This is a genomic window from Streptococcus sp. XMC (assembly GCF_021341835.1).
Taxonomy (GTDB): domain Bacteria; phylum Bacillota; class Bacilli; order Lactobacillales; family Streptococcaceae; genus Streptococcus.
The window spans coordinates 1-26,727 of sequence record NZ_JAJTNQ010000005.1 but is presented as its reverse complement, the minus strand read 5'-3'; the positions used below and the strand labels follow the sequence as shown (position 1 = coordinate 26,727).

The 26,727-nt window shown below is 43.4% G+C and carries 30 protein-coding genes, 1 tRNA gene and 1 other annotated feature; of the genes, 7 read left to right on the top strand and 24 right to left on the bottom strand.

Annotation, left to right across the window (positions count from 1 at the left end):
- Positions 1 to 2: 2 nt before the first annotated feature.
- From trpB to rsmD, 13 genes are all read right to left on the bottom strand, one after another.
- A complete protein-coding gene (trpB, locus tag LXO72_RS08550; RefSeq protein WP_233332107.1) occupies positions 3 to 1,190 on the bottom strand; it encodes a tryptophan synthase subunit beta in 1,188 nt (395 codons plus the stop codon).
- A 120-nt stretch (positions 1,191 to 1,310) separates the two neighbouring features.
- Positions 1,311 to 1,546: a binding site (T-box leader), on the bottom strand.
- A 77-nt stretch (positions 1,547 to 1,623) separates the two neighbouring features.
- Positions 1,624 to 2,157, bottom strand: coding sequence for a VanZ family protein (locus LXO72_RS08545; protein WP_233332106.1), 534 nt, complete (start codon positions 2,155 to 2,157; stop codon positions 1,624 to 1,626).
- Complete coding sequence (gene rlmN, locus LXO72_RS08540) at positions 2,135 to 3,223, bottom strand: 23S rRNA (adenine(2503)-C(2))-methyltransferase RlmN (RefSeq protein ID WP_006596799.1); 1,089 nt, start codon at positions 3,221 to 3,223, stop codon at positions 2,135 to 2,137. Before rlmN ends, LXO72_RS08545 begins: the two co-directional genes overlap by 23 nt.
- An 18-nt stretch (positions 3,224 to 3,241) precedes the next feature.
- The gene (locus LXO72_RS08535) at positions 3,242 to 3,820 is read right to left on the bottom strand and encodes a YutD family protein (RefSeq protein ID WP_125335204.1); all 579 of its coding nucleotides are present in this window, start codon (positions 3,818 to 3,820) and stop codon (positions 3,242 to 3,244) included.
- 221 nt (positions 3,821 to 4,041) lie between these two features.
- Positions 4,042 to 5,754: a cache domain-containing sensor histidine kinase gene (locus LXO72_RS08530; protein WP_233332104.1), complete on the bottom strand. Its 1,713-nt coding sequence runs from the start codon at positions 5,752 to 5,754 to the stop codon at positions 4,042 to 4,044.
- A complete protein-coding gene (locus LXO72_RS08525; protein WP_233332103.1) occupies positions 5,751 to 6,485 on the bottom strand; it encodes a response regulator transcription factor in 735 nt (244 codons plus the stop codon). Before LXO72_RS08525 ends, LXO72_RS08530 begins: the two co-directional genes overlap by 4 nt.
- Before the next feature lie 58 nt (positions 6,486 to 6,543).
- Positions 6,544 to 7,665, bottom strand: coding sequence for a peptide-methionine (R)-S-oxide reductase MsrB (gene msrB, locus LXO72_RS08520; protein ID WP_233332101.1), 1,122 nt, complete (start codon positions 7,663 to 7,665; stop codon positions 6,544 to 6,546).
- A gap of 12 nt (positions 7,666 to 7,677) precedes the next feature.
- Positions 7,678 to 8,238, bottom strand: coding sequence for a redoxin family protein (locus tag LXO72_RS08515; protein WP_233332266.1), 561 nt, complete (start codon positions 8,236 to 8,238; stop codon positions 7,678 to 7,680).
- 59 nt (positions 8,239 to 8,297) lie between these two features.
- A complete protein-coding gene (locus LXO72_RS08510) occupies positions 8,298 to 8,603 on the bottom strand; it encodes a hypothetical protein (RefSeq protein WP_233332097.1) in 306 nt (101 codons plus the stop codon).
- Positions 8,604 to 8,629: 26 nt separating this feature from the next.
- Complete coding sequence (gene ccdA2 / locus LXO72_RS08505) at positions 8,630 to 9,340, bottom strand: thiol-disulfide oxidoreductase-associated membrane protein CcdA2 (RefSeq protein ID WP_233332095.1); 711 nt, start codon at positions 9,338 to 9,340, stop codon at positions 8,630 to 8,632.
- Between the two features lie 161 nt (positions 9,341 to 9,501).
- Positions 9,502 to 10,608, bottom strand: coding sequence for a SepM family pheromone-processing serine protease (locus tag LXO72_RS08500; RefSeq protein ID WP_267913799.1), 1,107 nt, complete (start codon positions 10,606 to 10,608; stop codon positions 9,502 to 9,504).
- 5 nt (positions 10,609 to 10,613) lie between these two features.
- Positions 10,614 to 11,087 (bottom strand): pantetheine-phosphate adenylyltransferase, encoded by a 474-nt coding sequence (gene coaD / locus LXO72_RS08495; protein ID WP_233332089.1) that lies wholly within the window; start codon positions 11,085 to 11,087, stop codon positions 10,614 to 10,616.
- The gene (rsmD, locus tag LXO72_RS08490) at positions 11,077 to 11,616 is read right to left on the bottom strand and encodes a 16S rRNA (guanine(966)-N(2))-methyltransferase RsmD (protein ID WP_233332086.1); all 540 of its coding nucleotides are present in this window, start codon (positions 11,614 to 11,616) and stop codon (positions 11,077 to 11,079) included. Before rsmD ends, coaD begins: the two co-directional genes overlap by 11 nt.
- A gap of 182 nt (positions 11,617 to 11,798) precedes the next feature.
- Here rsmD and LXO72_RS08485 point away from each other — a divergent pair, with 182 nt between their 5' ends.
- From LXO72_RS08485 to LXO72_RS08470, 4 genes are read left to right on the top strand one after another with little or no spacing between them, the layout of a single operon-like run.
- The gene (locus LXO72_RS08485; RefSeq protein WP_233332081.1) at positions 11,799 to 12,476 is read left to right on the top strand and encodes a helix-turn-helix domain-containing protein; all 678 of its coding nucleotides are present in this window, start codon (positions 11,799 to 11,801) and stop codon (positions 12,474 to 12,476) included.
- Between the two features lie 2 nt (positions 12,477 to 12,478).
- Entirely contained in the window at positions 12,479 to 13,891 is a 1,413-nt protein-coding gene (locus LXO72_RS08480; protein ID WP_233332080.1) for a Y-family DNA polymerase, read from the top strand.
- Positions 13,888 to 14,259, top strand: a complete 372-nt coding sequence (locus tag LXO72_RS08475; protein WP_125374975.1) for a hypothetical protein — start codon at positions 13,888 to 13,890, stop codon at positions 14,257 to 14,259. The genes LXO72_RS08480 and LXO72_RS08475 overlap by 4 nt, the downstream gene beginning before the upstream one ends.
- Positions 14,240 to 14,545: a DUF5960 family protein gene (locus tag LXO72_RS08470; protein ID WP_123160002.1), complete on the top strand. Its 306-nt coding sequence runs from the start codon at positions 14,240 to 14,242 to the stop codon at positions 14,543 to 14,545. The genes LXO72_RS08475 and LXO72_RS08470 overlap by 20 nt, the downstream gene beginning before the upstream one ends.
- Positions 14,546 to 14,689: 144 nt before the next feature.
- Here LXO72_RS08470 and LXO72_RS08465 read toward each other — a convergent pair whose 3' ends face one another.
- The 10 genes from LXO72_RS08465 to rlmD form a co-directional block, all read right to left on the bottom strand.
- Entirely contained in the window at positions 14,690 to 15,445 is a 756-nt protein-coding gene (locus LXO72_RS08465; protein ID WP_233332079.1) for a DUF3883 domain-containing protein, read from the bottom strand.
- Positions 15,446 to 15,516: 71 nt separating this feature from the next.
- Positions 15,517 to 18,168: a valine--tRNA ligase gene (locus tag LXO72_RS08460; RefSeq protein ID WP_233332078.1), complete on the bottom strand. Its 2,652-nt coding sequence runs from the start codon at positions 18,166 to 18,168 to the stop codon at positions 15,517 to 15,519.
- A complete protein-coding gene (locus tag LXO72_RS08455) occupies positions 18,161 to 19,234 on the bottom strand; it encodes a hypothetical protein (protein WP_233332077.1) in 1,074 nt (357 codons plus the stop codon). The genes LXO72_RS08460 and LXO72_RS08455 overlap by 8 nt, the downstream gene beginning before the upstream one ends.
- Positions 19,235 to 19,299: 65 nt before the next feature.
- Positions 19,300 to 19,866, bottom strand: coding sequence for a GNAT family N-acetyltransferase (locus LXO72_RS08450; protein ID WP_233332076.1), 567 nt, complete (start codon positions 19,864 to 19,866; stop codon positions 19,300 to 19,302).
- Entirely contained in the window at positions 19,853 to 20,431 is a 579-nt protein-coding gene (locus LXO72_RS08445) for a flavin reductase family protein (protein WP_233332075.1), read from the bottom strand. The genes LXO72_RS08450 and LXO72_RS08445 overlap by 14 nt, the downstream gene beginning before the upstream one ends.
- 296 nt (positions 20,432 to 20,727) lie before the next feature.
- On the bottom strand, positions 20,728 to 21,075 hold the full coding sequence (locus LXO72_RS08440) for a helix-hairpin-helix domain-containing protein (RefSeq protein ID WP_048715836.1): 348 nt from the start codon (positions 21,073 to 21,075) through the stop codon (positions 20,728 to 20,730).
- 181 nt (positions 21,076 to 21,256) lie between these two features.
- Positions 21,257 to 21,511, bottom strand: a complete 255-nt coding sequence (locus LXO72_RS08435; RefSeq protein ID WP_006596820.1) for a DUF1912 family protein — start codon at positions 21,509 to 21,511, stop codon at positions 21,257 to 21,259.
- A 2-nt stretch (positions 21,512 to 21,513) separates the two neighbouring features.
- Positions 21,514 to 22,860 carry a DUF438 domain-containing protein gene (locus LXO72_RS08430; protein ID WP_233332074.1) on the bottom strand — a complete coding sequence of 449 codons (1,347 nt, stop codon included), beginning with the start codon at positions 22,858 to 22,860 and terminating at the stop codon, positions 21,514 to 21,516.
- A complete protein-coding gene (locus LXO72_RS08425) occupies positions 22,860 to 23,093 on the bottom strand; it encodes a DUF1858 domain-containing protein (protein WP_006596822.1) in 234 nt (77 codons plus the stop codon). Before LXO72_RS08425 ends, LXO72_RS08430 begins: the two co-directional genes overlap by 1 nt.
- A gap of 131 nt (positions 23,094 to 23,224) precedes the next feature.
- Positions 23,225 to 24,580: a 23S rRNA (uracil(1939)-C(5))-methyltransferase RlmD gene (gene rlmD, locus LXO72_RS08420; RefSeq protein ID WP_233332073.1), complete on the bottom strand. Its 1,356-nt coding sequence runs from the start codon at positions 24,578 to 24,580 to the stop codon at positions 23,225 to 23,227.
- A 168-nt stretch (positions 24,581 to 24,748) separates the two neighbouring features.
- Between rlmD and recX the strand changes: the two genes are divergently transcribed.
- The 3 genes from recX to LXO72_RS08405 all read left to right on the top strand — a co-directional run bounded on the left by recX (position 24,749) and on the right by LXO72_RS08405 (position 26,563).
- Complete coding sequence (recX, locus tag LXO72_RS08415; RefSeq protein ID WP_233332072.1) at positions 24,749 to 25,525, top strand: recombination regulator RecX; 777 nt, start codon at positions 24,749 to 24,751, stop codon at positions 25,523 to 25,525.
- A gap of 87 nt (positions 25,526 to 25,612) precedes the next feature.
- Positions 25,613 to 26,146, top strand: a complete 534-nt coding sequence (ntdP, locus tag LXO72_RS08410; RefSeq protein ID WP_154852127.1) for a nucleoside tri-diphosphate phosphatase — start codon at positions 25,613 to 25,615, stop codon at positions 26,144 to 26,146.
- Between the two features lie 99 nt (positions 26,147 to 26,245).
- A complete protein-coding gene (locus tag LXO72_RS08405) occupies positions 26,246 to 26,563 on the top strand; it encodes a DUF960 domain-containing protein (RefSeq protein WP_048690403.1) in 318 nt (105 codons plus the stop codon).
- A 66-nt stretch (positions 26,564 to 26,629) separates the two neighbouring features.
- On the opposite strand, the gene LXO72_RS08400 is transcribed toward LXO72_RS08405, so the two are convergent.
- Positions 26,630 to 26,703 (bottom strand) — tRNA-Pro (locus LXO72_RS08400).
- Positions 26,704 to 26,727 lie beyond the last annotated feature (24 nt).

The window sequence follows — 26,727 nt, the reverse complement described above, 5'->3', positions numbered from 1 at the left end:
TCTTATTTTGCAGTCTTCGCTTCTAGATAATCGGCAATAGCAGCTACGTCCTTGTCTCCACGTCCTGAAACATTGATGATGATAATCTTGTCTTTATCCAATTGTGGAGCGCGTTTAACCGCTTCTGCAATCGCATGGGAACTTTCAATAGCTGGGAGGATCCCTTCTGTCTTACTGAGAAGAAGAAGAGCTTGAACCGCTTCATCATCTGTCGCAGCTACATATTCGACACGACCAGAGTCTTTAAAGAAAGCATGCTCTGGACCAACCCCTGGGTAGTCCAAACCAGCAGAGATTGAGTACACTGGCGCTACTTTTCCATCTTCTCCAAAGACAGCATAGGTCTTCATGCCATCGACAACTCCAACAGTCCCCTTGGTCATGGTCGCTGCGTGCTGATCAGTATCCAAACCATGGCCTGCCGCTTCAACTCCGACCAATTTGACTTCTTCATCACCTACATATTGGGAGAAGGCACCAATGGCATTGGATCCCCCACCGACACAGGCAATGACATAATCCGGCAAACGCCCTTCTTTTTCCAAGATTTGGCGTTTAGATTCTTCACTAATCACCTTTTGGAATTCATGCACAATGGTTGGGTAAGGGTGAGGGCCAACAGCAGAACCCAAAACGTAAAAGGCATCAAGGTCCGCCATCCATGCTCCAAACGCAGCATCAACAGCGTCTTTCAAGGTATTCGTTCCTGTTTCAACCGCATGGACGGTTGCCCCCATCATTTCCATACGGAAGACATTGAGACGTTGACGCTCCACATCTTCTGCTCCCATGTAGACATCACAAGCCATACCGAACTTAGCTGCTGCGGCCGCTGTAGCCACACCGTGTTGACCGGCTCCTGTTTCGGCAATCACGCGCGCTTTGCCCATGCGTTTGGCCAAGAGGATTTGCCCCAAAACGTTATTCAATTTATGCGAACCTAGGTGATTCAGGTCTTCGCGCTTCAAATAAATTTTTGCCCCACCTAAATGCTCTGTCAAACTTTCCGCAAAGTAGAGCGGAGTTTCCCGTCCAGAATAATCTTTCAAATAATGTTTGTATTCTGCGATAAATTCTGGGTCATTTTTGTACTGTTCAAAAGTTGCCTCTAATTGATTCAGCAAGTTTTGAATGGGTTCTGGTACGAAAGATCCACCAAATTGTCCGAAATAGCCTTTTGTTTCTGTCATGATTGTGTCCTCTTTTCTATATTTTCAATCCTGTTTATGATTTTTTCTCTCGCCGGCCCTTTGAGCTGCAGTCTCACTGGATCCCTTTGAGATACAAAAAACCTCACACAGAAAAATCTGTGTGAGGACGATTCGATACCGCGGTGCCACCTCTATTGTAGGAAGCTATTCTTTCTCCTACATCTCTGACCTGTCTAGCAACAGGGTGCACGATAAGGTGTGCTCACCGAATTTTTATTGTTTCAAATTCATCATCATAAACGCATCAGCCCATTTCAAGATTCACCACTGCTTGTTCTCAATCACCACAAGCTCCCTGGAAGTGAGAAAAATCCCTACTTTTCTGATGTCTTGAAGCTATTATATCTTCCTGCCTACAGTTTGTCAACCCAAAATTTGAAATCGTATTCAATCGTTCGGATTTTAGTCCAAACTAAGATAGATTGTCCTTACCCATTGAAGCTTGCAGCCATTTAAAACACAGATAGGCCAGGTAGCCTCCCAGAGTATTGGTCCACAGATCATCTATCTCAAACACCCGATTGAAATCAAACAAGAGGTCTAACACAATCTGACTAAGCTCGATCCACACACTCATCCCTAGACTAAAGCAAAGGACGCGTTTCCGAGTACCTAGCCAAGGCCAGAGCCATAGCAGTTGAAAAACCAAAGGGAACAAGAAAAAGATATTGGCTATATTCTGTACAAGCACCTTGATCAGCTGGAGCAGACTAGTCACTTGACCTAGGTTGATGAGAGAATTAAAGGGAATCAGTAATACGACTACACGACCAAAATGTTGAATACCAGGTGTTTCCATCCCTGGTTCAGGTCGCTGGGGAAGAAAACACATGAGGCAGAGCAGGACAAAATAGAAGAAACTGCCACCTAGTAGCAGTTGTCTTCCTTTTTTTGTTAATTGCCCTTCTTCTATCAGCCAGTTGTTACGGTTGAGCTTCTTCAACAATGGCTTTCTCCCGGTCTCTCTTCATCGTATTAGAACGCAATTGTCCACAAGCAGCATCGATATCTGTTCCATGCTCTTGACGAACCACGCAGTTGACTCCGTTTTTCTTCAAGGTGTCATAGAAGGCCATCACGCGCTCTCTTGGACTCCGACTATATTGGTCATGCTCACTAACTGGGTTGTATGGGATCAAGTTGACATAAGATAGCTTCTTGATCTTTTTGAGGAGTTCTGCCAATTCCAAAGCTTGCTCGACACCATCATTGACTTCGTTAAGCATGATATACTCGAAGGTCACCCGACGGTTGGTCGTTTCGATATAGTACTCAATGGCCGCAAACAATTTCTCAATCGGGAAGGCCCGGTTGATTTTCATGATGCTGGAACGCAAGTCATTGTTTGGAGCATGAAGTGATACTGCCAAATTGACCTGAACCCCTTCATTAGCAAAATCACGAATCTTATGAGCCAAGCCAGATGTTGAAACAGTAATGTGGCGGGCACCGATAGCCAGCCCCTTGTCATCATTAACCGTGCGAACAAAGCTCAAGACGTTCTTGTAGTTGTCAAACGGCTCACCAATTCCCATCACAACGATGTGGCTGACACGTTCATCTTGTCCACGTTCGTCAAAGTATTTTTGAACCAACATGATCTGGGCAACGATTTCCCCACTGTTCAAGTCGCGTTGCTTCTTGATCAAACCAGATGCACAGAAGGTACAGCCGATGTTGCACCCTACCTGAGTGGTGACACAAACTGACAAGCCATAGTGTTGACGCATCAAAACTGTCTCGATCAACATGCCATCTGGCAATTCAAAGAGGTACTTGACGGTCCCATCTGCCGACTCTTGAACGATCCGTTGTTTCAAAGGATTAATCACGAACTGATCGTTCAAGGTTTCAATCAAGTCCTTCGATAGGTTGGTCATTTCTTCAAATGACTGGACGCGTTTCCGATAGAGCCATTCCCAGATTTGGGTTGCTCGAAATTTCTTTTCACCATTTTCTTCTGCCCACTCGATCAGTTCTTGTCGAGTCAAGCCATAAATTGAAGGTTTCATCTTATCTCTTTTCTCTCTTTACTTTTGACGGATGACAAAGTGGCGTTCTTGCTCACCCTGTGCATCTTTTTTTCTAGACCGCTGACGGTTCTTTTTCTTTGGTTGAGAAGTCTTTTGTTTTTGCTCTTGTTCACGTTCCCGTGACTGATTTTTGGAGCGATTCCGGCGATTTTGACGACCGCCACGCTTAGCAGAACGATTCCCCTCTTCCTGTTGTTTAGGAGAAGATTTCTTGTCAAAGGATGCTCGACGGGGTTCTGCATTTTCTAGGACAAAATAAGCACAGCCATAGCTACAGTATTCTAATAAATAATCTTCCAGACGGCTGATTTTCTCTGCATCTGTGACAGGGCGATCATCTTTATAGAAGCCACGTAGACGCAACTGTTCATTGCTCCAATCACCGACAATGTAATCAAATTTGGTCAAAACCTCTGAAAAACGCTGACCAAAGACCGTCGCATCAAAGGCATCATTTTGATTCTCAACCAGCTCAAATGTCAATTGTTCTGCTAGCACTTGACTGCCAACCAGACGAAATTCCGGTCCGGGATATTTATTGTAATTAAATAATTCAGGGGATATTTCTTTGCGCATAGCCTTCCTTTATTCATACCTTTAGTTGTAACACTTTATTTTATCATAAATCCCTATCTTTAGATAGAATTTCAACGGAAAAGAGAAAATCTGTAAAAAGTCTGACGATTTAATTTACCTTTTCTTGCTGTCACATTATAAAAAGCAGGCTTTTTTCAAAGCCTGCTCAGATGGAAGAAAAGTCTTCTATCTAACTAAAACAAAGAAGGCAATCTTTGTCTCTATACATGTTCATCAGATGATGAACGGGGCAAATAAAGAGTGATTTTCGTATAGCTATTGGCCTTAGAATCAATCTCCATATGATAGGCTTCGCCAAATTGAAGATGCAATCGTTGGTCCACATTTTTCAAGCCAACACCTCCTAAACGAAGAAGGGTTTGGGCTGTTGATTCTGATCGGACAAACCCTCGTCCATTGTCAAAAATCGATACGCAGGCATAGTCTCCACTGACTTCAGTTGTCACTCGAATGAGACCTGGCCGATCGATCTCTTTAATGCCATGGTAAATCGCATTTTCCACTAAGGGTTGAAGCACTAATTTGGGGAGCTGATAGTCGCCCAACCGTTCATCTTCTAGAATTTCATAATTGAGCTTTTCACCATAACGTTGCTTTTGAATGAAAAGATACTGGCGGACATGGTCGATTTCATCTCTCAGTAGGATTTGTTCCTGGCCTTGGTTGAGAGCCAGTCGAAAATATTGAGCCAGAGACTTAGTGATGTCGACCACGCGCCGACTATCATTAAACTCCGCCATCCAGACGATCGTATCCAAGGTATTGTAGAGGAAATGCGGATTAATCTGAGCCGAAAGTGCCCGCAACTCGTAACGCCGTGCGTTCTGCTCCTCTTCCTTAACCTGTTGCATAAGGTGATCGATTTGTTCCAACATGGTATTAAACGCTTGAGCGAGATCCACCAATTCTGGAGATCCTTTGGCTGCAGCTCTCACGTGAGCATCTCCTGCTCCAATCCTCAAAATGATGGTCTGAAGGTCTCGTAAGGGTTTGATCCACAAACGCAGAACAAAGCCGATCCCTATTAAACACATGATCAAAGCTAGTAATCCTAGGCCAATGAAAGAGTAAAGAAGCTGCGACTGAAGCATCTGAAGTCCTTCAAGTGAAGCCACTCCAATCAAGGTCCAATCACTATCTGGAATTGGAACCTGATAGATAAAATTCTGTCCTTCTTTAGCATAGCCATCTTTCACAGCAATATAGGGCTGCATGGCCTGCATTTCTTGGCTGGAGGAATAGACCGCTTTTTTAGGATGGTAGACAAACTCATGCTTTTGATTAATGATAAAACTAAAGCCTTGTTTCCCTAGTTGCAGGTGATCCAAGTAAGCCTGAAGGCTATCGTAGCCAATATCCAAGCGTACTACTCCGAGATTTTGGCCAGCCTGATCGACCACTTCTTGGGTAATAGAAACCACCCATTTTTCTTTTTCCGAAGTCAAGGATTCCTTTCGAGCTGGCGTCAAGACTGGCATGGCTCTTTCCTTAATCGCCTCCTGATACCAACTTTCATTCATCATATCTGAGGAAGTCTGCATGCTGATTTTGGTATCTGTCGCTACCAGACGCCCATCCTTGGTCACCAAGACCGCTGAGACCAAGTCCGGATCCGTTTCAATCATCGTTCTCATCAGGTGTTGAACCGTTTCTTGATTCGCATTCTTGTCTTGGGCAAATTGGCGAATAGCCTGTTCCTGGCTAAGAACCGTTGTCGTCTGCTTTAATTTTTTTAGATAGGAGGTGATAAACTGACTGCTTTGATCGATACTATTTCTTGTCGTCCGCTCCGTTAGCTGGCGGATCGTCCCTGAACTCGTTTGATAGTAAAGACTACCGATAAGACCAAAAAGTAAGAGAATGAAGAGAAAAAAGTAGAGGACCAGCTGAATCAGCAAGGGATATCGTTTCATTCATGCTCTCCTTTTTTGTACTGCCTTGGTGTCACCCCAACAACCTGCTTAAAGCGTTGAGAAAAATAGTTCATATCTTCAAAACCAACCTGATCGGCGATCTCATAAATCTTTAAATCCGTCGTGAGAAGTAAGAGTTGAGCCTTCTTCATTCGCTCTTGAATGAGGTAGTCTTGGAAAGGGAGTCCCAATTTTTTCTTGATCAATACACTTAGATAAGAGGGACTGAAACCAAGTTGATAGGCCAAATCTTTTAGGGTTAACTGAGAATCTGCCAAACGAGCATGAATGGCTTCTTCTAAGTCTGTTGAATAACCATGACTGACCAAATCTTCGACTTGCGCTTTCTTACGCTCTTGATCGAGTTTTCCCTTCACCTTTGCTAACATCTCTTCAATATCGTCTTTTGAAAAAGGCTTCAGCAAATAATCATCTGCACCTAACTTGATGGCTTTCCTTGCAAACTCAAAGTCATCATAACCTGTCAAAAAAATGATATGACAAGACGGAGACTGCTCTTTGACGAGATGGGCCAGATCCAAGCCATTCATTTGTGGCATATTGATATCGGTTAGAAGGATATCAGCTGGTTGATCTTGAAACTTCTCCCAGGCCTCACGGCCATTTTCTGCCTGGTTGATGACGGTCATTCCAAGCTGTTCATAATCCACTAAGGAAGTCAGTCCCTGCCGGATAAGCTCTTCATCTTCCACAATCATGATCGCATACATGTCTTTCACCTACTTGTCTTTGCTATGCTTATTATAGCAAATTGTGGTTCCAAATGTCTCAGACATAGTCCAATAAATAACCGTAGCCCTTTTCTTTCATTTCTGCTTTGGGGATGAATTTGATTGACAAGCTATTGATGCAGTAACGAAGGCCACCTTTTTCCTTGGGACCATCGGTAAAAACATGACCTAGATGGGAATTTCCCACACGGCTCCGAACTTCTGTCCGAGTCATATTGAAACTCTTATCCTCCTTATAGATCGCTACATCAGGACTAATAGGCCGACTGAAACTTGGCCAACCACAACCAGAATCAAATTTATCCTTAGAGGAGAAGAGGGGCTCACCAGTCACGACATCCACATAGATGCCCGCTTCAAACTTATCCCAATAGCGATTAGAAAAAGCACGCTCTGTATCATTCTCTTGCGTCACTGCATATTCTTCGGGCGATAACTTCTTCTTGATCTCTTCATCGCTCGGTTTTGGATAGCGACTAGCGTCAATAACTGGATAAGAAGCTTGATTCACATCAATGTGACAATAGCCATTCGGATGTTTCTGTAGATAGTCCTGATGGTAGTCTTCCGCCTTGATGAAATTGGTCAGTGGCTCTTTTTCCACTGCTAACGGTTTGTCGTATTTTTTTGCTACCTCTTCAAAGACTTGGTTAATAGTTGGAAGATCCTCTTGAGAGACATAATAGACACCTGTTCGGTATTGAGTCCCTTGATCATTTCCTTGACGATTCTTCGACGTTGGGTCGATAATCCGGAAATAATGCAGGAGCAATTCTTTCAGAGATACCTGCTTGACATTGTAAGTGATATGAACTGTTTCAGCATGGCCTGTTTGAGGGACTAATTCATACTTGGTGGTATCCCCTTTTCCATTGGCATAACCTGATTCGGCATCAATGACACCCGGAACACGGGAAAAATACTCTTCCACACCCCAGAAGCAACCACCAGCTAGATAGATTTCTCGTTGGTCTTCTGGATTGACTTTTTCTTCCTTCTTTTTGTTTGCTACTGGTGTCTGACTCATGGACGCTTTTTTGATCTGCTCAGTCGTCGCATCTGATGTATCCAAGGCCATGGATCCTTTGACAAGGAAAAAGATTCCAAAACAAAATAGCCCCACTAAAAGAATGGAAATGAGTTTCCATTTTGTTTCCATTTTATGTCCTCCTTACTTCATTTCTTTTAGAGTCTGGACGATGTCTTCCTTGCTCATATAACCGATATGGGTCTTAGCGAGAGTTCCATCGCTTGCAATAAAGAGTGCCGATGGATAAGAACGAATCCCATACTCTTTTAGCAGTTCCCCTTTACTATCTAGCAAGACTGGGAAATCCTTGTAATCCAAAGACTGGTACCAGTTTTTGAAATCTGCTTCTGATTTTTCACCATTAAAAGTTGGAGCTACAACGGATAAGACCACATAATCCTTACCCGCCTCTTCTTTTGCCAACTCATTGGTATCCTCTAATGTCGATAGGCAAATAGAGCACCAGGAAGCCCAAAATTTGAGGTAAACTTTCTTTCCCTTGTAATCGGATAAGCGGTAGGTCTTACCGTCTACTCCTTGCAGCTTAAACTCTTGAACCTTCTTTCCAGCTTGCTCTGAAGGTCCCGTTGTGGATGTCTGCTTAGTCTCACTTTTGTTGGATGATTCCATTCCTTGGTTAGAGCAAGCCCCCAAAAGTCCAGTACACAAGAATCCTGCAGCTACTAAAGCTAATTTCTTCATCATTATTACCTCTTTAAACAAGGAGAAAGTCATCCTCAGATGACCTCTCCCTTCTTTCATTAGTTGTCTGATTTCATATCAGATGATTCACTCTTTTCATCTTTCATTTCTGAATCGCTAGATTTCATCTCATCTTTTTTCATATCGTCCTTCATTTCAGAACTGCTGTCAGACATCATAGATGAATCTTTCATGTCTTCTTTTTTCATTTTATCATCGGACATGGATGAATCCTTCATATCGTCCTTCTTCATCATACTACTATCGTCCGTTTTTTTCATGTCTGAATCTGATTTCTGTCCAGAACAAGCTGCTAAAGTGACGATGCTAAGTGTAGCAATAGAAAGTGCAAGAATTTTTTTCATGATTTTTCTCCTTTAATCATTCAAGATTAGTGAAACAGGGATGCGAGGCTATTAAGATTTCCTAGCATCAGCAAGATGCCCATCAAGATGATGAGGGCACCACCAATTTTTTTCAAGGTTCCCATATGGGGCTTGAGTTTAGCAAAATGTTGTAGAACCCAGCTAGAAGCCAAGGCCAAAAGCAAGAAAGGCAGAGCCAAGCCTAATGTATAGACCAGCATCAGGAGAGCGCCTTGCAATGCACCATCTCCTCCAGAAGCTGCAATGGCTAAAACAGAGCTCAAAACTGGTCCGACACAAGGGGTCCAACCAAAACTGAAGGTGACCCCTATCAGAAAAGCATTGAAGAATTCATTGCGCTCCCGATTCTTTTTGAGTTGGATGGTCTTTTGTTTTTGGAGTTGTCTCAGATTGATTACGTCCATTTGGTGAATCCCTAATAGGATCACAATCCCTCCTAGCAGATAGCGAAACCATGGAGCATAAAGCACCTGGCCAAGGGCTCCTGCACCATATCCTAGAATCAGGAAAACAGTTGATAGACCTGCGATAAAACAAAGCGTCTTCACCAGACCATACCAAGAAATGTCTCTTCCAAAAATACGCACCGTTTTTTCATGCTCAGAATCCAATAGAATCCCTACATAGACTGGCATCAGTGGCAAAATACACGGGGAGAAAAAGGATAGAACTCCCGCTAAGAATACTGAAATGGAAAACAAACTGGTTTGAATCATTTCACTACCTCCCTTTCTTTCTGACACCAGTATAAAGAAAAAATCCCTCTAAAAATAGAGAGATTGATAAGCAAAAACTTGAATTTGATTAGAAGATGAATGTTCCCCTCTGCTAACACAATGTCATACGTTCAAGTACGAAATTTGTCAAACAAGCTACTTTAGTTCTTTTTCAAATAGTCAATAGCATCCTGTAAGGTTTTGACGGGGACAATTTTCATCTTGGTCTTAATTTTCTTAGCTGTTTCTACCGCTTCGTCGTAGTTGCTCTTGGCATTCGGATTGTTCTTTTTGACTTCTTCTGTCACTGGATTGTCAGGGGCAAAGAAGATTTCAGCACCAGCGCGATCTGCCGCCACGACTTTTTTATCCACTCCACCGATATCTCCGACAGTCCCATCATGGTTAATGGTCCCTGTCCCCGCGATATGGCGTCCCTGACGAAGGTCTGGATCCGCTACTTGGGTATAGATGGACAAACTAAACATCATCCCGGCACTTGGACCACCGATGCCAGCTGTCGCAAACTCAATCGGTACATCACTCTTCACTTCTGTCCGGTCAATCAAGCTAATCCCAATCCCATTCTTGCCATTGACCAACTTAATAATCTTTCCTTCAGCAGTCTTGGTCTGGCCATCTTCTGTGTAGGTCACTGAGACCTTGTCCCCAATTTTTTGGGAACCAACATACTCGATGAGCTCTTTTGAGCTCTTGAAGGTCTTGTCATTCACAGCCGTAACTGTGTCCGCAATATTTAAAACGCCTTTGAAGGTAGAGTCTTCTGCCACTTGCATGACATAGACACCTAAAAATTCCATCTCTGTCTCTTTTCCAGCCGTTTTTAATCCTTGGTATTTGGCAGTATTTTGAGAGGTTTCCATATAAAATTGATTGATCCGGAAAAATTCCTCACTGGAACTGCCACCTGTCATTTCTTTTTCAGAGTAGATATCTGTAAAAGGAGTCACCCAGGCATAGACTATATCCGAGAAGGTCGCTTGCTTGACGGCAACAGTGACAAAATCATACGAACCGGATGCTTCATCATTTTTCTGGTTGACACGCATGACTTGGCGAATATCTTCCGAACTCCCTGGCATTTCCAGATAGTAAGGCAGGGGAACAAAGAAAGCTAGCAAGGCCAAAATCAGAAGTAGGGTCCCAATAAGAGGCCAACGATAGGTTCTCCACACACTATCTTTTTTGCGCACAGGTTCAAATGGGCTTTCTGGTAGCTGAGCCCTTGATTTCTCAAATTCTTTCATTCGTTTTATTTCATCTCCTTTATAACACTCTCTGGGACATAGGCACTGACATCCTGCTGGAAGGTCAGTAGCTCGCGGATTCTCGTCGAGCTCAAGGCCTGGTACTGGGGCTGGGCACAGAGATAGATGGTCTCAAGCTCTGGAGCCAGCTGGTGATTGAAGTAGTCCATATTGCTTTCATAGAGGAAGTCCTGGCTATTGCGCAAGCCTCGGACCAAACTGGTCACCCCATACCGTCTAGACACCTCTACTGCCAACTCTGCCTCTGAGGTGATGACTCTTACATTGGGCAAATGAGCCACTGCTTCTGTCACCATGGCTTCTCTTTGCTCAATGGTAAAATAGCCCTTCTTCTCATGATTAAAGAAGATGCCGACATACAAGCGATCAAACAAGCGACTAGCCCGCTCTATCAAATTCAAGTGTCCCAAGGTCATTGGGTCAAATGAACCTGTAAATAATCCGATTTTATCTGACATAAACCGTCACCTTACTAATTCCGTAGATTTTTTCTTTCCAGATTCCTAGACAAGCAATCTCCTCAGGCAAGTCTACTGCCTTGTCTGTCTCACAGACGACCATGACTTCTTCTCCAAGTAAACCACGTTCAGCCAGGGCCTCAATATCGGCTACGATCTGCTCTTTTGCATAGGGAGGATCCAGGAAAATAAGATCAAAGGTCCCTTGCAATTGGCCGAGAGCTTGGTGAGCCTCCATCTTCAGCAATTGAAACTTGTGGCTTTCCTTGGTCATTTGGATATTGCTAGCAATAATCCCTTGGGCTCTGCGGTCCTTCTCGACCAAGACAGCCTGCTCCATCCCCCGAGACACCGCCTCGATAGACAGACCGCCTGACCCAGCATATAAATCCAAGACCCGCCCCCCATCAAAATAAGGACCAATCATATTAAACATGGCCCCTCTCACCTTATCTGAAGTAGGCCTCGTTGTCTTTCCTTCGAGCGTCTTAAGAGGACGCCCTCCATAGGTACCTGATACAATCTTCATAGAGATTATTATATCAAAATTTGGATAAAAGATACAAAAACACCCACCTCTCCCATCTGAGATCCGCTTAAGTTAAATCCCTCTCGCTGCTAAAGAAAAATCCTCTCACTTTTCTCTTGAAGTCCGAATTTTTTTTTGCTATACTATACGTAACTTTTAAAACGTTACATAGGAGAATGCAGATGTTTGATGCAAAAAAATTAAAAGACCGGCGACTTGAGCTAGGCCTAACCCAAGCCCAGGTCTACGAATCCTTAGAGATTAGTCGCAAGACCTACTCTAGTTGGGAGAATGGCTTAGCAGAGCCACACGATAAAAATCTCAGGAGGTTGGCCAAGCGCCTCTCCGTTAAAGAGGACTACTTTGTCGACAAGAGCTCAGCGCTTTTCACCTACCCTTTACTAACCCCACCCCATCAGAAAAAGGTCGATCTCTTTGCCAGCCAACTCTTAGCAGAGCAAGAAAAGGTGATCTCTTTGATCCCTTACCGTGTCCTCTCTATCGACTTGGCAGCTGGACATGGTCATACCTTTTATGACAATGAGACTGACTACGAGACCGTCTATTTCGACCAAGAGATCCAACACGACTTTGCCTCTTGGGTATCTGGAGATTCTATGGAACCAAGCTATCCAAACGGTTCCGTTGCCTTGATGAAACAGACCGGATTTGACTATGATGGAGCGGTCTACGCCCTCATGTGGAATGGGAAGACCTATATCAAAAAAGTCTATCGAGAAGAAGAGGGCCTCCGCCTAGAGTCCATCAACCCAGCCTATGATGACCTCTTTGCCCCCTACGAAGATGAACCAAAAATCGTCGGTATCGTGGTCGGCCACTTCCTCCCTCTGGAGGTCTAGACATGCTCTTTGATTATTCACGTGAGCCTCGGTCTGATATTGCTTTTGTGGATATGAAAAGTTTCTATGCCAGTTGTGAATGCGTCCGCCTCGGCCTCAATCCCTTGACTACTTCTCTTTGTGTTATGAGTCGGAGCGACAATTCTGCTGGCCTCATTTTAGCCAGTTCCCCCGTTTTCAAGCAGGTCTTTGGGAAGAAAAATGTCGGGCGGAGCTATGATCTGCCCTTTGATCTCAAGACGAGGAAATTCAATTACTACCTGGCCCGTAAGCAAGGCCTGCCGACGGATCCAGCCTTTGTCCACTATATCGAAAGTTGGGCCAAGCGCACCTTTATCGTGCCCCCTCGCATGAATGCCTATATCCAGGTCAACATGGAAATCCAGCAAGTCTTTCAAGAATTTGCTGCTCCAGATGACATCTACCCCTATTCCATCGACGAGGGTTTTATCGATTTGACCAGCTCTCTCAACTACTTTATCCCTGATCCTCAGCTAGACCGACGCTCCAAGCTGGATCTTCTTTCTGCTCGGATCCAAAAGCGTATTTGGCAGCAAACTGGGATCTACGCTACTGTCGGGATGAGCAATGCCAATCCCCTACTGGCCAAACTAGCTCTAGACAACGAGGCCAAGTACCAGAAAACCATGCGGGCCAACTGGTCTTACGAAGACGTCTCCAGTCGAGTCTGGCAGATAAAAAAATTGACTGATTTTTGGGGGATTGGCCAGCGAACAGAAAAACGCCTCAACAAGCTAGGCATTCACTCCATCTATGAATTAGCCCAGGCCAATCCAGACCAGCTCAAAAAAGAATTTGGCGTCATGGGCGTCCAGCTCTGGTTTCACGCCCATGGGATCGATGAAAGCAACGTCCATCGTCCCTATCGGCCAAAGTCTCACGGTCTAGGAAATTCGCAAATCCTTCCCCGTGACTACCACCGCCAAAGCGATATTGAACTGGTCTTTCGGGAGATGGCTGAGCAGGTCGCCATCCGCTTACGTCGGGAAAAGAAAAAGACACAACTGGTCTCCATCCATGCTAGCTACTCCAAACAGGAACAGCTCCCCTCCATCCACTGCCAGCGAAAGATTGAACCGACCAACTCTACCGCTCAATTATCCAAGGAAGTCATCCAGCTCTTTCGTTCCCACTACCAGGGAGGAGCCATCCGGCAGATCGGAGTCTTTTATGGGAAGCTCGTAGAGGAGAGCTTCCAGCTGATCTCCCTATTTGATGACCCTGAGCAAACCCAAAGAGAAGAAGCCCTCCAAGAGACCATTGACCACATCCGTGACCGGTTTGGCTTTGCTTCTCTACAGAAGGGATCTGCCCTATTAGAAAATTCGCGCGCTCTGGCTCGAAGCAAACTGACCGGAGGCCACTCTGCAGGAGGTCTAGATGGCTTAGCATGATTGATCGTTCTTATCTCCCCTATCAGTCGGCACGCGACTTCCAAGACCGGGGCATGGCCAAGTGGGCTGGCTTCTTCCTCTCTGAGCATTCGACGGCCTTACAAACAAACCAGCTCTCTCTCGAAGAGCTTCGCCTCCTCTCAAACCAAGAAATCCGTCACCTCCTCGAGCAAGCCTACCAGCAAGAGACCTCCCTCTCCCTCTCTACCCTCCAGGACAATCAAGTCGCCGTCTACTACGGCCAGGTCTATACCTTAAGCCCTTCCGAAGTCCTCATAAAAAATGGCCAGCACTACCACTCTCTCCTTCTTTCGACTATTTTTTCTATTGAACCAGGAGATTCTAGCTATGAAACCAGCCCTGAATAAACACGAACTCCAATTCGATTATTTTTCAGACAATTACCAGCAGTTCGAGCACGATTTTTACCGATTGGCAACGACTGCGACCCCCTTGGTCTTTTTAGAAGATGACCTGCTGAGATCCATGTCGACAGGCCAGCGCAACTATTTCAGACTCCACCATACCCAGAGTCGCGACCACCGTGACCACTACTTTCACTTTCGCGTCTCCACCCATCCCCAATCTCCACTGACACGGATTTATACCTACCTAGGCCACAGTCCTACCACAGAATACAAAGCAACCTCCTAGGAAAACTAGGAGGTTCTTTTATATAAACTTAGCCTATTATGTTTGGAATAGTAAAGATTTTCTCTGTTATTAGCAAGTTCCCAAGAGTCTAGAATATGATTAGATACTTAAAACATTTTGCAAATTATTTATGCTTTTGAACTACTAAAATAAGTCCTCTAAACTTCTATATTCTACGACTTCATTTTTTATGATACTCTTTTTGAATTCAAAATGATTCAAAGGATTATCGATTAATACTAACTTTGGAATGTCATCTAGATTGGTGACCAATGATAATATAAAATCTGATTGATATTCCTTAGCTTTCTCAAATTCTTTGGCAGTCAAACGAATACGCCCTTTAGGTTTTCGAATACCTTTAACTTCAGCAAGGTATGAATGTTCTTGAACATCTACTTGGAAATCATATCCATCACCGTAAAGACGGGCATCAGTCAATTGGCCATCTTTAAATTTTTCTTCCTTATCAAAATGGTAAATGAAATAGTTCTCTGCTTCCATTCCAGTTTCTTGTAGGCGTTTGAATTTCGTCCGAACAATTGGTTTTTCAATGATGGTTTTGCCTGTTTTCTTCCCTTCACTTGCAAGCAACATTTTGACTATTTCTGCGAAACTGTGAACATCCTCACTCCCAAACATCATGTCAATTAAATCTTTTCTAAAACGGTAGACTTCAGCTTTTTGCCACCAACCTTTTCGATTGTTATCAAAATAGGGGTCGAATAAATCCATTCTATTTTTGACTACACCAGTTGTTTCTGCAACGCCTAGAGAAACTATGTAACGATAAAACTCGGATTTACTAGAGCATTGAAATTCCTTTATAAAAGTATCATCAAACTTAGCAAGACCATAGCCAATCAAGTTTAACAATTCATAGTAAGGGTGTTTAGACATAACGTTCTCCATCAATAGATATTGATTTCATTATACCAAAAAAAACACGGCATTCCGCCGTGTTTCTGTGTTTATTTCACCAACTTCTTCATCTCATCAATACGCACAACGGTCGCGTCGTATTTAGCTTGGTAGTCGGCTTGTTTGTCGCGTTCTTTTTGGACGACTTCTGGTTTGGCATTGGCTACGAAACGTTCGTTAGAGAGCTTCTTACCGACCATATCCAGTTCTTTTTGCCATTTAGCCAGTTCCTTGTCGAGACGAGCCAGTTCTTCTTCGACATTGAGGAGGTCTGCCAGTGGCAAGTAGATTTCTGCTCCTGTGATGACGCTTGACATTGCGAGTTCAGGTGCAGGGATAGTTGATGCGATTTCCAAGTGTTCTGGATTTGTAAAGCGTTTGATGTAGTTGACATTGCTGTTAAAGAAGGCTTCCAAGTCGCTATCGCTAGTTTTAACAAGGATAGTGATAGGCTTGCTTGGTGCAACGTTTACTTCAGCACGCGCATTCCGAACAGCACGGATCAAGTCTTTGAGGCTTTCTACACCAGTGTGGGCAGCAAGGTCTTCAAAGGCTGGATTGACAGTTGGGTATTCCGCTGTAACGATAGAGCCTTCTGAGATTTGTCCAAAGATTTCCTCTGTCACGAATGGCATGATTGGGTGAAGGAGACGAAGGATCTTGTCCAAAGTGTAAAGGAGAACAGAACGTGTGATGACTTTCTCTTCTTCATTATCGCTGTAAAGGACTTCCTTGGTCAACTCAACGTACCAGTCCGCAAACTCGTCCCAGATGAAGTTGTAGATGATATGGCCAGCCACACCAAATTCAAACTTGTCAAAGTTTTCAGTAACTTTTCCGATCGTTTCGTTGAGGTTGTGGAGAATCCAGCGGTCTGTGACATTTCCAGCTTCTTTGTTTGCAACTTTTTCGACATTAGCCGTTGCTTGCTCAAGAGTCAAGCCTTCATTGTTCATGAGGATGTAGCGAGAGATGTTCCAGATTTTGTTAATGAAGTTCCATGAAGCATCCATTTTCTCGTAAGAGAAGCGGACGTCTTGGCCTGGTGCAGAACCGTTTGAAAGGAACCAACGAAGGGCATCGGCACCGTATTTCTCGATCACATCCATTGGGTCAATCCCGTTACCGAGAGATTTAGACATCTTGCGTCCTTGCTCATCACGGATAAGACCGTGGATAAGGACATTTTGGAATGGCTGACGGCCAGTGAATTCCAAAGATTGGAAGATCATACGAGATACCCAGAAGAAGATGATATCGTAACCTGTTACCAAGGTTGAAGTTGGGAAGTAACGTTTGAAGTCTGCTGAGTCGACATCAGGCCAGCCCATGGTTGAGAATGGCCAAAGGGCAGAGCTGAACCATGTATCCAAGACGTCTTCGTCCTGAGTCCAACCGTCACCTTCTGGTGCTTCCTCACCGACGTATATTTCACCCTCAGTATTGTACCAAGCAGGGATTTGGTGCCCCCACCAGAGCTGACGAGAGATCACCCAGTCATGGACATTTTCCATCCATTGGAGGAAGGTATCGTTGAAACGAGGTGGGTAGAATTCGACCTTGTCGTCTGTGTCTTGGTTGGCAATGGCATTCTTAGCCAATTGGTCCATCTTGACGAACCATTGCGTAGACAAGCGAGGTTCAACCACCACACCTGTACGCTCTGAGTGACCAACACTGTGGACGCGTTTTTCGATTTTGACGAGGGCACCGATTTCTTCCAACTTAGCAACGACTGCCTTACGAGCTTCAAAACGGTCCATGCCTGCAAATTCAAAGGCCAAGTCATTCATAGTTCCGTCATCGTTCATGACGTTAACTTGTGGCAAGTTATGGCGTTGACCAACCAAGAAGTCGTTTGGATCGTGGGCAGGTGTGATTTTCACGACACCCGTACCAAACTCAGGATCTGCGTGTTCGTCTCCAACGATTGGAATGAGTTTATTAGCGATTGGAAGGATGACATTTTTACCAATCAAGTCCTTGTAGCGTGGGTCTTCTGGATTGACCGCAACAGCTACGTCCCCAAACATGGTCTCAGGACGAGTTGTCGCAACTTCAAGGGCGCGTGAACCATCTTCTAGCATGTAGTTCATGTGGTAGAAGGCACCTTCGACATCCTTGTGGATCACCTCGATATCAGACAAGGCTGTGCGAGCAGCTGGGTCCCAGTTGATGATAAACTCACCACGGTAGATCCAGCCTTTTTTGTAAAGTTCCACAAAGACCTTGCGAACGGCTTTTGACAAACCTTCATCAAGAGTGAAACGCTCACGAGAGTAGTCTACAGAGAGCCCCATCTTGCCCCATTGTTCCTTGATGGTAGTGGCATATTCGTCTTTCCATTCCCAGACTTTCTCGAGGAATTTCTCACGACCAAGGTCATAGCGGGAAATGCCCTCACCACGCAAGCGCTCCTCAACCTTAGCCTGAGTGGCAATTCCAGCGTGGTCCATACCTGGAAGCCAAAGCGTATCAAAACCTTGCATGCGTTTTTGACGGATGATGATATCTTGCAAAGTTGTATCCCAAGCGTGACCCAGGTGGAGTTTCCCAGTTACGTTTGGTGGTGGAATGACGATTGAATAAGGCTTAGCCTTTTGATCGCCTGAAGGCTTGAAAACATCAGCATCAAGCCATTTTTGGTAACGACCAGCCTCAACCTCAGCTGGATTGTATTTAGGTGAAAGTTCTTTAGACATGTGTGTTCTCCTTGTTTGATGTGATTGATTCAAGTAATTTTAATTTATGTTCCTTGTTTTTTTCAGTATATCGTATATCGGTTTCTATTCTTTTTTTAATAAATTCTTTTTTAACTCTTTGTTTCCTCTCATGTAATTTTTTAAACTCTTTCTCACTTATACTACTTTTAAGTCTTTCTATTTTGCTTTCAAAATAAGAAATTTCGTCATATAATTGGTTTGACATTTGTATATCTTTTAATTGTCCAAATTCGACTAATTTAATTTTTGCAATGTACCATTCTTCTATGTTATCGTGCCGGGGAACAAAAATGAAACTTAAAATAATGATTAAAAAGATAACAATCACGAAAATAATAATAAGCTCACTCAAAGATATAAATTTATGATTGGCAAAAAAATATAGTAATTTACCTAAAAAATATGCATATGGAATTACATATGAGATAATAATCCATGAAGCCTGCTTTTTCATCGAAGTAACAGAGCTATAATTCCAAGAATCAATTATCCAATTTTGTATGAATAAAAGAGCGATTGATAGTAAATCAAAAAACATAATTAGAGATTGCCAATCTTTCCCCATCTTAATCGTATATGAAAATAAAGACACAAAAAGCAAAATAATTACAATATATTTAATAAAATTATAAATTAAATTAAGAGGTCTATAACTGATTTCTTTTTTACTATGTTCCCAATTATATTTTATAGATAACTCTAAATACTCAACAAGTTTGTGTATCTGCTTTTCCGAATAATCAAAATCATCAATTAAGTACCAGATATGGGCATCCCTCAAATAATATTCTTTTGAATACTTAAAAGTCATTCTATGTCCATAAGGATTTAATTGTGTTCTTAATTTACTAATCGCAGAATGTCGATTTCTTCCATCTAATAAATCAACTATGATTGCTTTCATGGAATTCCTCCACTCAGACCGCTCTTTGGTAATATAATCAAGTTGATTTCTCTTGCTGTTATTCAAAAATACCAAAATTGCACTCAAGACAGCACCAACACCTGCACCGCTCAGCAGAGTAATTATCTGACTTATATTCAATTATTCTCACCTCACTTCCAAACACTCATAACCACTCAACTGTTCGAAAATTTCGAACAGTTTAACTAGCAACTTCTAGTTTCCCACTCACTCTTCAGTAAGCCATATCTCAAATCATCACAGCGGTTGCCTTGAGCATCTTTGCGGTCTCGAATGCGAGCTTCAAGAGTAAAGCCTAATTTTTCCGCAACTCGTTGACTTTGATGGTTGTAACCAAAGCAAGACAATTCAATCTTGTGAAGACCCAATTCTTTAAAGCCTAAGTCAATCAAGGCACGCGCTGCTTCTGGTACATAGCCTCGTCCCCAATAGTCTGGGTGCAAGGTATAGCCAATCTCCAGCACATCGTCTTCGTGACGATGGTTGAAGTCGACAGAACCAATGATTGTATCCGTCCCTTTGACCACAATTCCATAGCCTGCTGGGAGATTTTCCTTTTCATTACGCTCAGGAAGGATATGCTCTAGGTAATAAATCTCATCTTCCAAGGTCTTGACGGGTGGGAAGCCTGCTGGGTAAGAGACCTCTGGAAGACTAGCGTAAGCATGGATGTCCTCTGCATCCGCCACTGTACGGACTCGTAAGACCAGACGCTCGGTTTCGATTCGTTCTGGCAGTTCAGCTCTTGTCATTCTTCTTCCTCCCTTTCTTGATAAAGCTTCCCATGGGATCGACTCGGTCATCTAGATAACGGTAAACGCGCTGATGGCCGTCCCCCATAAAGTAAGTCGGCGCAAAGCGGTCATTTTTAAAATGACCCTTGTCGTCCAAGAGCTCTGTATCAGCCAGTCGATTAAGAATTTTGGCAAAGATATGACAGATGCCATCTTCCTCGATAATCCGATCCACCTGGCAATCCAATACGACTGGACAGGCCTCCAAAATCGGAGCCTGAGTCCGTTCAGAAATCTCGAAATCAAGCTCCAAGTGTTCCAATTTCTCCCGATGGCTGATAAAACCAGCCTGCTCCATCTCAAGCATGAGATTTTCGTCAGGGATGTTCACGCTGAACTGTTGATAATGCTTAATCTGGTCAGCTGCATTTTCCTCAGCACCAACTCCAATGACCAGCCAATCTCCAAGGCTATAAGAGGAGCTGCAGGTCGTGATATTGTGCCCAAAGTTCTGGTCCTGATACCCCAAGATGAAAATCGGAAAACCATAGTAGAGTTTGCTGGTTTTAAAAGATTGTTTCATGACAAGCTCCTTCAACTAGGGCTAGGGGGGTAAAAGAAAAATCGCCCCTGCCATCTACATGACAGGGACGAATATGTTTATCCGCGGTACCACCCAATTTCGGGCAACGCCCGCAACTCTCGTCTTTTAAACAAAAAGACATTTTTATTTCAATTTTTCATCCATTAGCAACTAGTTTTGACACATTTGTAGACTTCTCAGCACCGCCACTTTCTGTAAAATGTGGGACTCAAAACACCTCTAACAGCTTCATTTTATCAAGTTTTCCTGGAAATAGCAAGAAATCACAAAAGCGATTATTTAAACTTGACACCAAGTTCTTGCAATTTTTTGATGGTAGCTGGGCCGATTCCTTTAAGGGCCAACAACTCTTTCTCTGTCCAGTTTGCGAAGTCCGCAACAGAGCGAATACCTTCATCATAGAATGTTTGCGCACGATCTAGTGCTACACCTTCCAAGCTTGCAGCAAATTCTTCTACTGAAGAAGCTGCTTGTTTCACTTCTTTCGCCACTGCTTTTGCTGCTTTCTCAACCTTCTTAGGCGCCTCTTTAACAGCTGCTCCTACAGTTGCGACAGCTTTTTTCAAAAGATGTCTATTTTGATGTTTGTATTGTTTCGCACGGTTAACGTTCTTCTTTGCCATTTTTCCTCCTACGTATCCAGTGATCAATCCCTAAGGCAACAAGGTTTCATCACCAATATTACTTTCGATAATTCGTTGACGTCTGTTCAACTTTTTTATTGTAACACAATCCCTCGAAAAATCAAGTCATTGCACTATTTTCAGCCAAATCCAGCCAGTAAAAGGCCTTCACAAAGAGCTTTTAATAAGTTCTCTCTCCAAACAAGCCATCTGGCAGATCGTGGAACCCTTTCCCCTCATGGTAGTTAGCAAACTTCCCTTGAAGGAATTGATAGGCATCCAAGCGACTCTCGTAGCGGATCATAGCTTCCTTGGCCCGCTCGTCCTGATCTTCTTCATAGACCTTCTTGCTTTCTGTCAGGGCCATCTCATTGATCATGACCTGGGTCTTGATCCAGGCCTCAAATTCTTTCATAAATTCTTTTTCGTAGCTCATTCTTACTCCAATCCTCTATAAAATTCACTATCAATCTCCCGATAAGGTTGGATATCCTGGACATATTCCAAGATACCTTGAAATTCTCCCGCTTCATCACGCACTGCCGCATAGGTGACATGGACAAATTTCCCACGCGATTCGGATTTGAACCACATTTCGTACTTGTCTTTTTTCCCTTCTCGAAGCCCCTGCATGATGGCTTTGACCTTCTCCAAGTATTTTGGCGGGTGACACAGCTCAACATTGCGTCCTACCTGCGACGGTGTCCGTTTGAAGATCATCTCCTCAAAGGGCGCTACATCATTGTAATACTGGAAGATATCATCTTTATTAACAAAGGTGATCTCCATCGGTAGATGGTTCAAAATCAAATTTGCCTGCTCCACCGATAAAAATCCATGGCCAAAAGCTTGTGGTTGCTGGCGGTCGAAGCTCTCTTTTTTTTTCTTAGGCGTGAAGGTAATGGTCAATTGTCCCTCAGGAGTCTCAATGACCTGACGGTGCTCATCTCCATCTGAAGAAGGAAGGGCCTCACCTGAACTTTCTGACTCTCTTGCTCCTTCTTCCTTGAAGTCCACACGTTTTGGCACCCATTTCTCACTCGGAATGATAATGGCATAACCATAGGCATCACTTTCTTCCGCGATGGAGAGCCAATCATCTTGAGTAAAGGCCTCCAGCAAAATCATCAAGAGGATCGATTCTTCCTTGAAGATCATAGCCTCAAACTCTTGCGCAAAGGCTTCAAAGCGCTCTTTGACTTCAGAAATACCAGAATCCGGTAGTTTCTTGGCCGCATCCATCGCTTTCGCAAAGAGTTCTCGAATCTGGTCATCCACTCCCCACATGACTTTAGGGGGGGAATCATGCCCATAGCGTTCCATAATGGGGAACATCAATTCTTCCTTGCGACGGTAATGCCGATCAAATTGACCCACCAGGCCTAGCTGACGCAAGAGGCCTTTGTGAATCTCCTGGATCATCTCAGGATCCTCCGTCGTCTCATAATTATCCAGCAAGCGACGGACCCGCATCATAGCGGCCCTAAGGGCTAAGTTCTCCTGTTTAAAGATCTGAACTGGATGGCCTGGATGGTCGGTATCTGCCACTTCGACCCCTTGTACAGCGTTCTTAAAGAGATTAGCGTGGACATCGCATAGCTCCATGACATCTTCAAAGGTGATACCTGTATCGGAGTTCATCAGTTCATGCTCCATGAGGGAAATCTCAATCGCAGACACCCCGCTAAAGGTCGCATCAAAGCGTTCCTGAACCGACTCAGGAGAAGCTCCATGATGAAGGTCTAATAAGATATCTCTTAAGACATGAATTCGTTCATCATTCATTAGTCTAGCCCCACTACTTCATAGCCATTGGCCTCTAGTGTTCGTACAATCTTCTCCATAGGAGTGCCTTCTAATTTTGATCCTTGTTTCAAGGAAACCTTGCGCCCAACTGTATTGCGCATGATCGGATTGGCTAAGGGTTTAAAGCCCAATTCCACCAACAAGTCCAATACTTCCGGATGTTGATCAATGACTTGAGCAACGGGAATCGATACATCAATTTTATTATCCATCTTTCACTCTCACATTCTTCTCTCATCTAAGCTCCTAGGAATCTAACGCTCCTCCTGGGAAAGCTCCTCAGCCCTCTGATTGGCCTTTTCATACATGATTTGCCAAATATCCATTGTTGATCCCTATTCGATTAAGCTTTCTTGACTAACTTCACCACAGCCTCTGTCCGTGCTGTATGGGGAAACATATCCACTGATTGGATGTAGACGACATCATACACCTTGGTCAAGTCCACGAGATCCCGCGCCAGGGTAGAAACATTACAAGAAACATAGACCATCTTTTGAGGGGCATAGCGCAACAAGGTGTCAATCAATTGCACCCCCAGTCCAGTCCGTGGTGGATCCACAATGACTGCATCTGCCCGATAGCCTTCCTTGTACCAACGAGGAATAATTTCCTCAGCCGTCCCAGCTTCATAGTGGGTATTATCAAACCCCATCTGCTTAGCATTGTACTTGGCATCCTCAATCGCTTCAGGGATAATGTCCATCCCCCGGACACTCTTGACCTTATCCGCAAAGGCAAAACCAATGGTCCCAACCCCGCAGTAGGCATCAATCAAATGATCCTCTGGTGATACATCTAAGGCCTTGACAGCTTCACTATAGAGGACTTCGGTCTGCTCAGGATTTAACTGATAAAAGGCCCGAGGAGACAAGGAAAATTCATAATCCAAGACCCCTTCTCGAATGGTCTCCTGTCCCCAAATAATCTGTGTCTTCTCTCCATAGATCTCGCTGGATTTGGAGGTATTCAGATTGACTGCCACCGTCACAATTTCAGGGTGTTTTTCTACTAGATCTTCCACCAAGTCTGTTAAATTAATCTGCCGACTCGTCACCACGATCATTTGGACCTGTCCAGTCTTACGAGCCCGGCGCACCATGATGGTTCGAACCCCCAATTGCTTCCGATCATCTGAAATGGGAATCTGGTAGTAGGTCAATAACTCCGCTACATGGTTAGCGATTTCCTGAATGACCGGATCCTGGACCAGACAGTCCCTTAATTCCACCAAATAATGGGAATTTTGGGCGTACAAACCAGTCTTGACCTCCCCCTTAAATTTACGCGTCTGAAATTGAAGTTTGGCCCGATAATACTGTGGTTTTTTCATCCCAAGCGTCGGACGGATCAGATAATTTTCATACCCCTTAGGAGCATATTTTTTCAAGGCCTGCTGCAGCAAGTCCGTTTTGAACTCCAACTGCTTGCTGTACTTCAGATGCATAATCTGGCAGCCCCCACAGGTCTCATAGATATCACAGGTTGGCGTTACCCGATACTTGGAAGCCTTGTTGACAGACAAGAGCTTGGCTTCTGCAAAGTTCTTTCTAATCGCAGTAATTTGGCAAAAGACATCTTCGCCCTTTAAAGCCCCAGGCACAAAGACTAAGGTCTTCTTGTAAAAGCCAATCCCTTCTCCATTAATTCCCATTCGCTTGATTTTCAAAGGAATTCTTTGTTTAACTTTTAGATTCATATGTCTATTATACCATGTAGTTTCTCATTCGTTTAGAATATGATAGAATTGAAAAGAAAACAAGGAATTACAGACCATTTCTCAATAAGAATACGAATAATATAGAGAGAAAGACTGATCATAACCCGAAATAAAACTGAAACGAAACTGAAACGAAACAGGAAGCCTATGAAAATCACCAAATTAGAAAAGAAAAAACGTCTCTACCTTCTAGAGCTGGATCAAGCCGAATCCCTCTACATTACAGAAGACACCATCGTCCGCTTCATGCTTTCACGAGATAAGGAAATTAGCCAGGAAGAACTCAAGGAAATCCAAACCTTTGCTCAGCTTTCCCACGCTAAGAATTTAGCCCTTTATCACCTTTCTTTTAAAGCCCGTACAGCTCGCGAAGTTCGCGACTACTTAGCTAAGCATGAAATCGACGAATCCACTATTGAAACCGTCATAAACACCTTAAAAGAAGACAAATGGATCGACGACTTGGCCTATACTCGGGCTATCTTTCAATCCAATCAACTCTCAGGTGACAAGGGACCTTATATCCTCAAGCAAAAGCTCATTCAAAAAGGAGTCTCTTCCCACTATATAGATCAGATCACCTCAGAATTTGATTTTTCCGAGGTAGCTCAACGAACTGCCCAAAAATTAGCCAAACAATACGCTAAAAAACTTCCACCAAGAGCCTTAAAAGATAAAATCACACAAAATCTTATCAATAAAGGCTTCAGTTATGAAATAGCCAAACAAGCATTTCACCAATTGGATATCGAGCCAGATGAAGAACAAACACTCGACCTGATTATGAAGGAACTGGAAAAGCAACATCAAAAATATTCTCGAAAATACGAGGGCTACGAACTCAAACAACGCCTCACTCAAGCACTAGCTCGCAAAGGCTACGACTACTCTGACATTTCTACAGCTCTTCGCGAATTCCTTTAAATAAAAATTCACATGAAAATCCCTTATTTTCATGAAAATATGATACAATATAGAGGATATACTTAGATTGTAGAAAGTTGGTAAGTTATGAAACTACCTAAAGAAGGCGACTTTATTACAATTCAAAGTTATAAACATGATGGAAGTCTCCACCGAACGTGGCGAGACACCATGGTACTAAAAACTACGGAAAACGCACTGATCGGCGTCAATGATCATACTCTCGTTACAGAGAGCGATGGTAGAAGATGGATTACAAGAGAGCCAGCAATCGTCTACTTTCATAAGAAGTATTGGTTCAATATCATCGCTATGATCCGCGATAATGAAGTGTCCTACTATTGTAATCTAGCCAGTCCATTTTATATGGATCAGGAGGCACTAAAGTATATTGATTATGATCTTGATGTCAAAGTCTTTCCTGGTGGTGAAAAGAAACTGTTGGACGTAGAAGAATACGAACAGCACAAACGTAAAATGAACTATTCAGATGACATTGACTTTATCCTAAAAGAAAATGTCAAAATCCTTGTAGATTGGATCAACAATCAATTAGGTCCTTTCTCTGAGGAATACATCAAAATTTGGTACAACCGTTATGTTGAACTGCGAAATAAATAAAGTTGAAAAGAGCGAAAGCTCTTTTTTTCGAACTTAATACTTGCAATATCCACCTAAAACAAGTACTATGTACTTAATAAAAAGAGGAAGGGAGATACTATGGCGTTTACGAATACTCGAGGTCGCTATGCTAGTTTTGGTGTAATGACCAGTTTACCAGATGATATTATTGATAGTTTCTGGTATGTCATTGACAACTACCTCAAACATGTCTATCCCTTAAACTCTGTTCTAAAATTTGAACTCATCAATCGAAAAGGAAAAACAACTTTACGATTCAGTCAAAAAGACTTCCCCTTAGAAATTGCAGTTGATTTCCTAATTCCCTTCGACCCCTATTATCCAAGACAAGTCAGAATTGTCGATAATAAAGGACGAGAAACCATCATGCTGATTGACGAATACCAATTATTATAAAAGAAAAAGGCCACACGGCCTTTTTTCGTTACCAAATAAAAAAGGTCATCAGACCTTTCTACTCTATCGGGAAGACAGGATTCGAACCTGCGACACCTTGGTCCCAAACCAAGTACTCTACCAAGCTGAGCTACTTCCCGAACTAAAGCTTACGCTTTATGCAC

What these genes read in the sequence shown, in the direction of transcription:
- trpB (WP_233332107.1), bottom strand. Translation starts at nt 1,190, where the DNA reads ATGACAGAAACAAAAGGCTATTTCGGACAATTTGGTGGATCTTTCGTA.
- rlmN (WP_006596799.1), bottom strand. Translation starts at nt 3,223, where the DNA reads ATGAAACCTTCAATTTATGGCTTGACTCGACAAGAACTGATCGAGTGG.
- LXO72_RS08535 (WP_125335204.1), bottom strand. Translation starts at nt 3,820, where the DNA reads ATGCGCAAAGAAATATCCCCTGAATTATTTAATTACAATAAATATCCC.
- LXO72_RS08530 (WP_233332104.1), bottom strand. Translation starts at nt 5,754, where the DNA reads ATGAAACGATATCCCTTGCTGATTCAGCTGGTCCTCTACTTTTTTCTC.
- LXO72_RS08525 (WP_233332103.1), bottom strand. Translation starts at nt 6,485, where the DNA reads ATGTATGCGATCATGATTGTGGAAGATGAAGAGCTTATCCGGCAGGGA.
- msrB (WP_233332101.1), bottom strand. Translation starts at nt 7,665, where the DNA reads ATGGAAACAAAATGGAAACTCATTTCCATTCTTTTAGTGGGGCTATTT.
- LXO72_RS08515 (WP_233332266.1), bottom strand. Translation starts at nt 8,238, where the DNA reads ATGAAGAAATTAGCTTTAGTAGCTGCAGGATTCTTGTGTACTGGACTT.
- LXO72_RS08510 (WP_233332097.1), bottom strand. Translation starts at nt 8,603, where the DNA reads ATGAAAAAAATTCTTGCACTTTCTATTGCTACACTTAGCATCGTCACT.
- ccdA2 (WP_233332095.1), bottom strand. Translation starts at nt 9,340, where the DNA reads ATGATTCAAACCAGTTTGTTTTCCATTTCAGTATTCTTAGCGGGAGTT.
- LXO72_RS08500 (WP_267913799.1), bottom strand. Translation starts at nt 10,608, where the DNA reads ATGAAAGAATTTGAGAAATCAAGGGCTCAGCTACCAGAAAGCCCATTT.
- coaD (WP_233332089.1), bottom strand. Translation starts at nt 11,087, where the DNA reads ATGTCAGATAAAATCGGATTATTTACAGGTTCATTTGACCCAATGACC.
- rsmD (WP_233332086.1), bottom strand. Translation starts at nt 11,616, where the DNA reads ATGAAGATTGTATCAGGTACCTATGGAGGGCGTCCTCTTAAGACGCTC.
- LXO72_RS08485 (WP_233332081.1), top strand. Translation starts at nt 11,799, where the DNA reads ATGTTTGATGCAAAAAAATTAAAAGACCGGCGACTTGAGCTAGGCCTA.
- LXO72_RS08480 (WP_233332080.1), top strand. Translation starts at nt 12,479, where the DNA reads ATGCTCTTTGATTATTCACGTGAGCCTCGGTCTGATATTGCTTTTGTG.
- LXO72_RS08475 (WP_125374975.1), top strand. Translation starts at nt 13,888, where the DNA reads ATGATTGATCGTTCTTATCTCCCCTATCAGTCGGCACGCGACTTCCAA.
- LXO72_RS08470 (WP_123160002.1), top strand. Translation starts at nt 14,240, where the DNA reads ATGAAACCAGCCCTGAATAAACACGAACTCCAATTCGATTATTTTTCA.
- LXO72_RS08465 (WP_233332079.1), bottom strand. Translation starts at nt 15,445, where the DNA reads ATGTCTAAACACCCTTACTATGAATTGTTAAACTTGATTGGCTATGGT.
- LXO72_RS08460 (WP_233332078.1), bottom strand. Translation starts at nt 18,168, where the DNA reads ATGTCTAAAGAACTTTCACCTAAATACAATCCAGCTGAGGTTGAGGCT.
- LXO72_RS08450 (WP_233332076.1), bottom strand. Translation starts at nt 19,866, where the DNA reads ATGACAAGAGCTGAACTGCCAGAACGAATCGAAACCGAGCGTCTGGTC.
- LXO72_RS08445 (WP_233332075.1), bottom strand. Translation starts at nt 20,431, where the DNA reads ATGAAACAATCTTTTAAAACCAGCAAACTCTACTATGGTTTTCCGATT.
- LXO72_RS08440 (WP_048715836.1), bottom strand. Translation starts at nt 21,075, where the DNA reads ATGGCAAAGAAGAACGTTAACCGTGCGAAACAATACAAACATCAAAAT.
- LXO72_RS08435 (WP_006596820.1), bottom strand. Translation starts at nt 21,511, where the DNA reads ATGAGCTACGAAAAAGAATTTATGAAAGAATTTGAGGCCTGGATCAAG.
- LXO72_RS08430 (WP_233332074.1), bottom strand. Translation starts at nt 22,860, where the DNA reads ATGAATGATGAACGAATTCATGTCTTAAGAGATATCTTATTAGACCTT.
- LXO72_RS08425 (WP_006596822.1), bottom strand. Translation starts at nt 23,093, where the DNA reads ATGGATAATAAAATTGATGTATCGATTCCCGTTGCTCAAGTCATTGAT.
- rlmD (WP_233332073.1), bottom strand. Translation starts at nt 24,580, where the DNA reads ATGAATCTAAAAGTTAAACAAAGAATTCCTTTGAAAATCAAGCGAATG.
- recX (WP_233332072.1), top strand. Translation starts at nt 24,749, where the DNA reads ATGAAAATCACCAAATTAGAAAAGAAAAAACGTCTCTACCTTCTAGAG.
- ntdP (WP_154852127.1), top strand. Translation starts at nt 25,613, where the DNA reads ATGAAACTACCTAAAGAAGGCGACTTTATTACAATTCAAAGTTATAAA.
- LXO72_RS08405 (WP_048690403.1), top strand. Translation starts at nt 26,246, where the DNA reads ATGGCGTTTACGAATACTCGAGGTCGCTATGCTAGTTTTGGTGTAATG.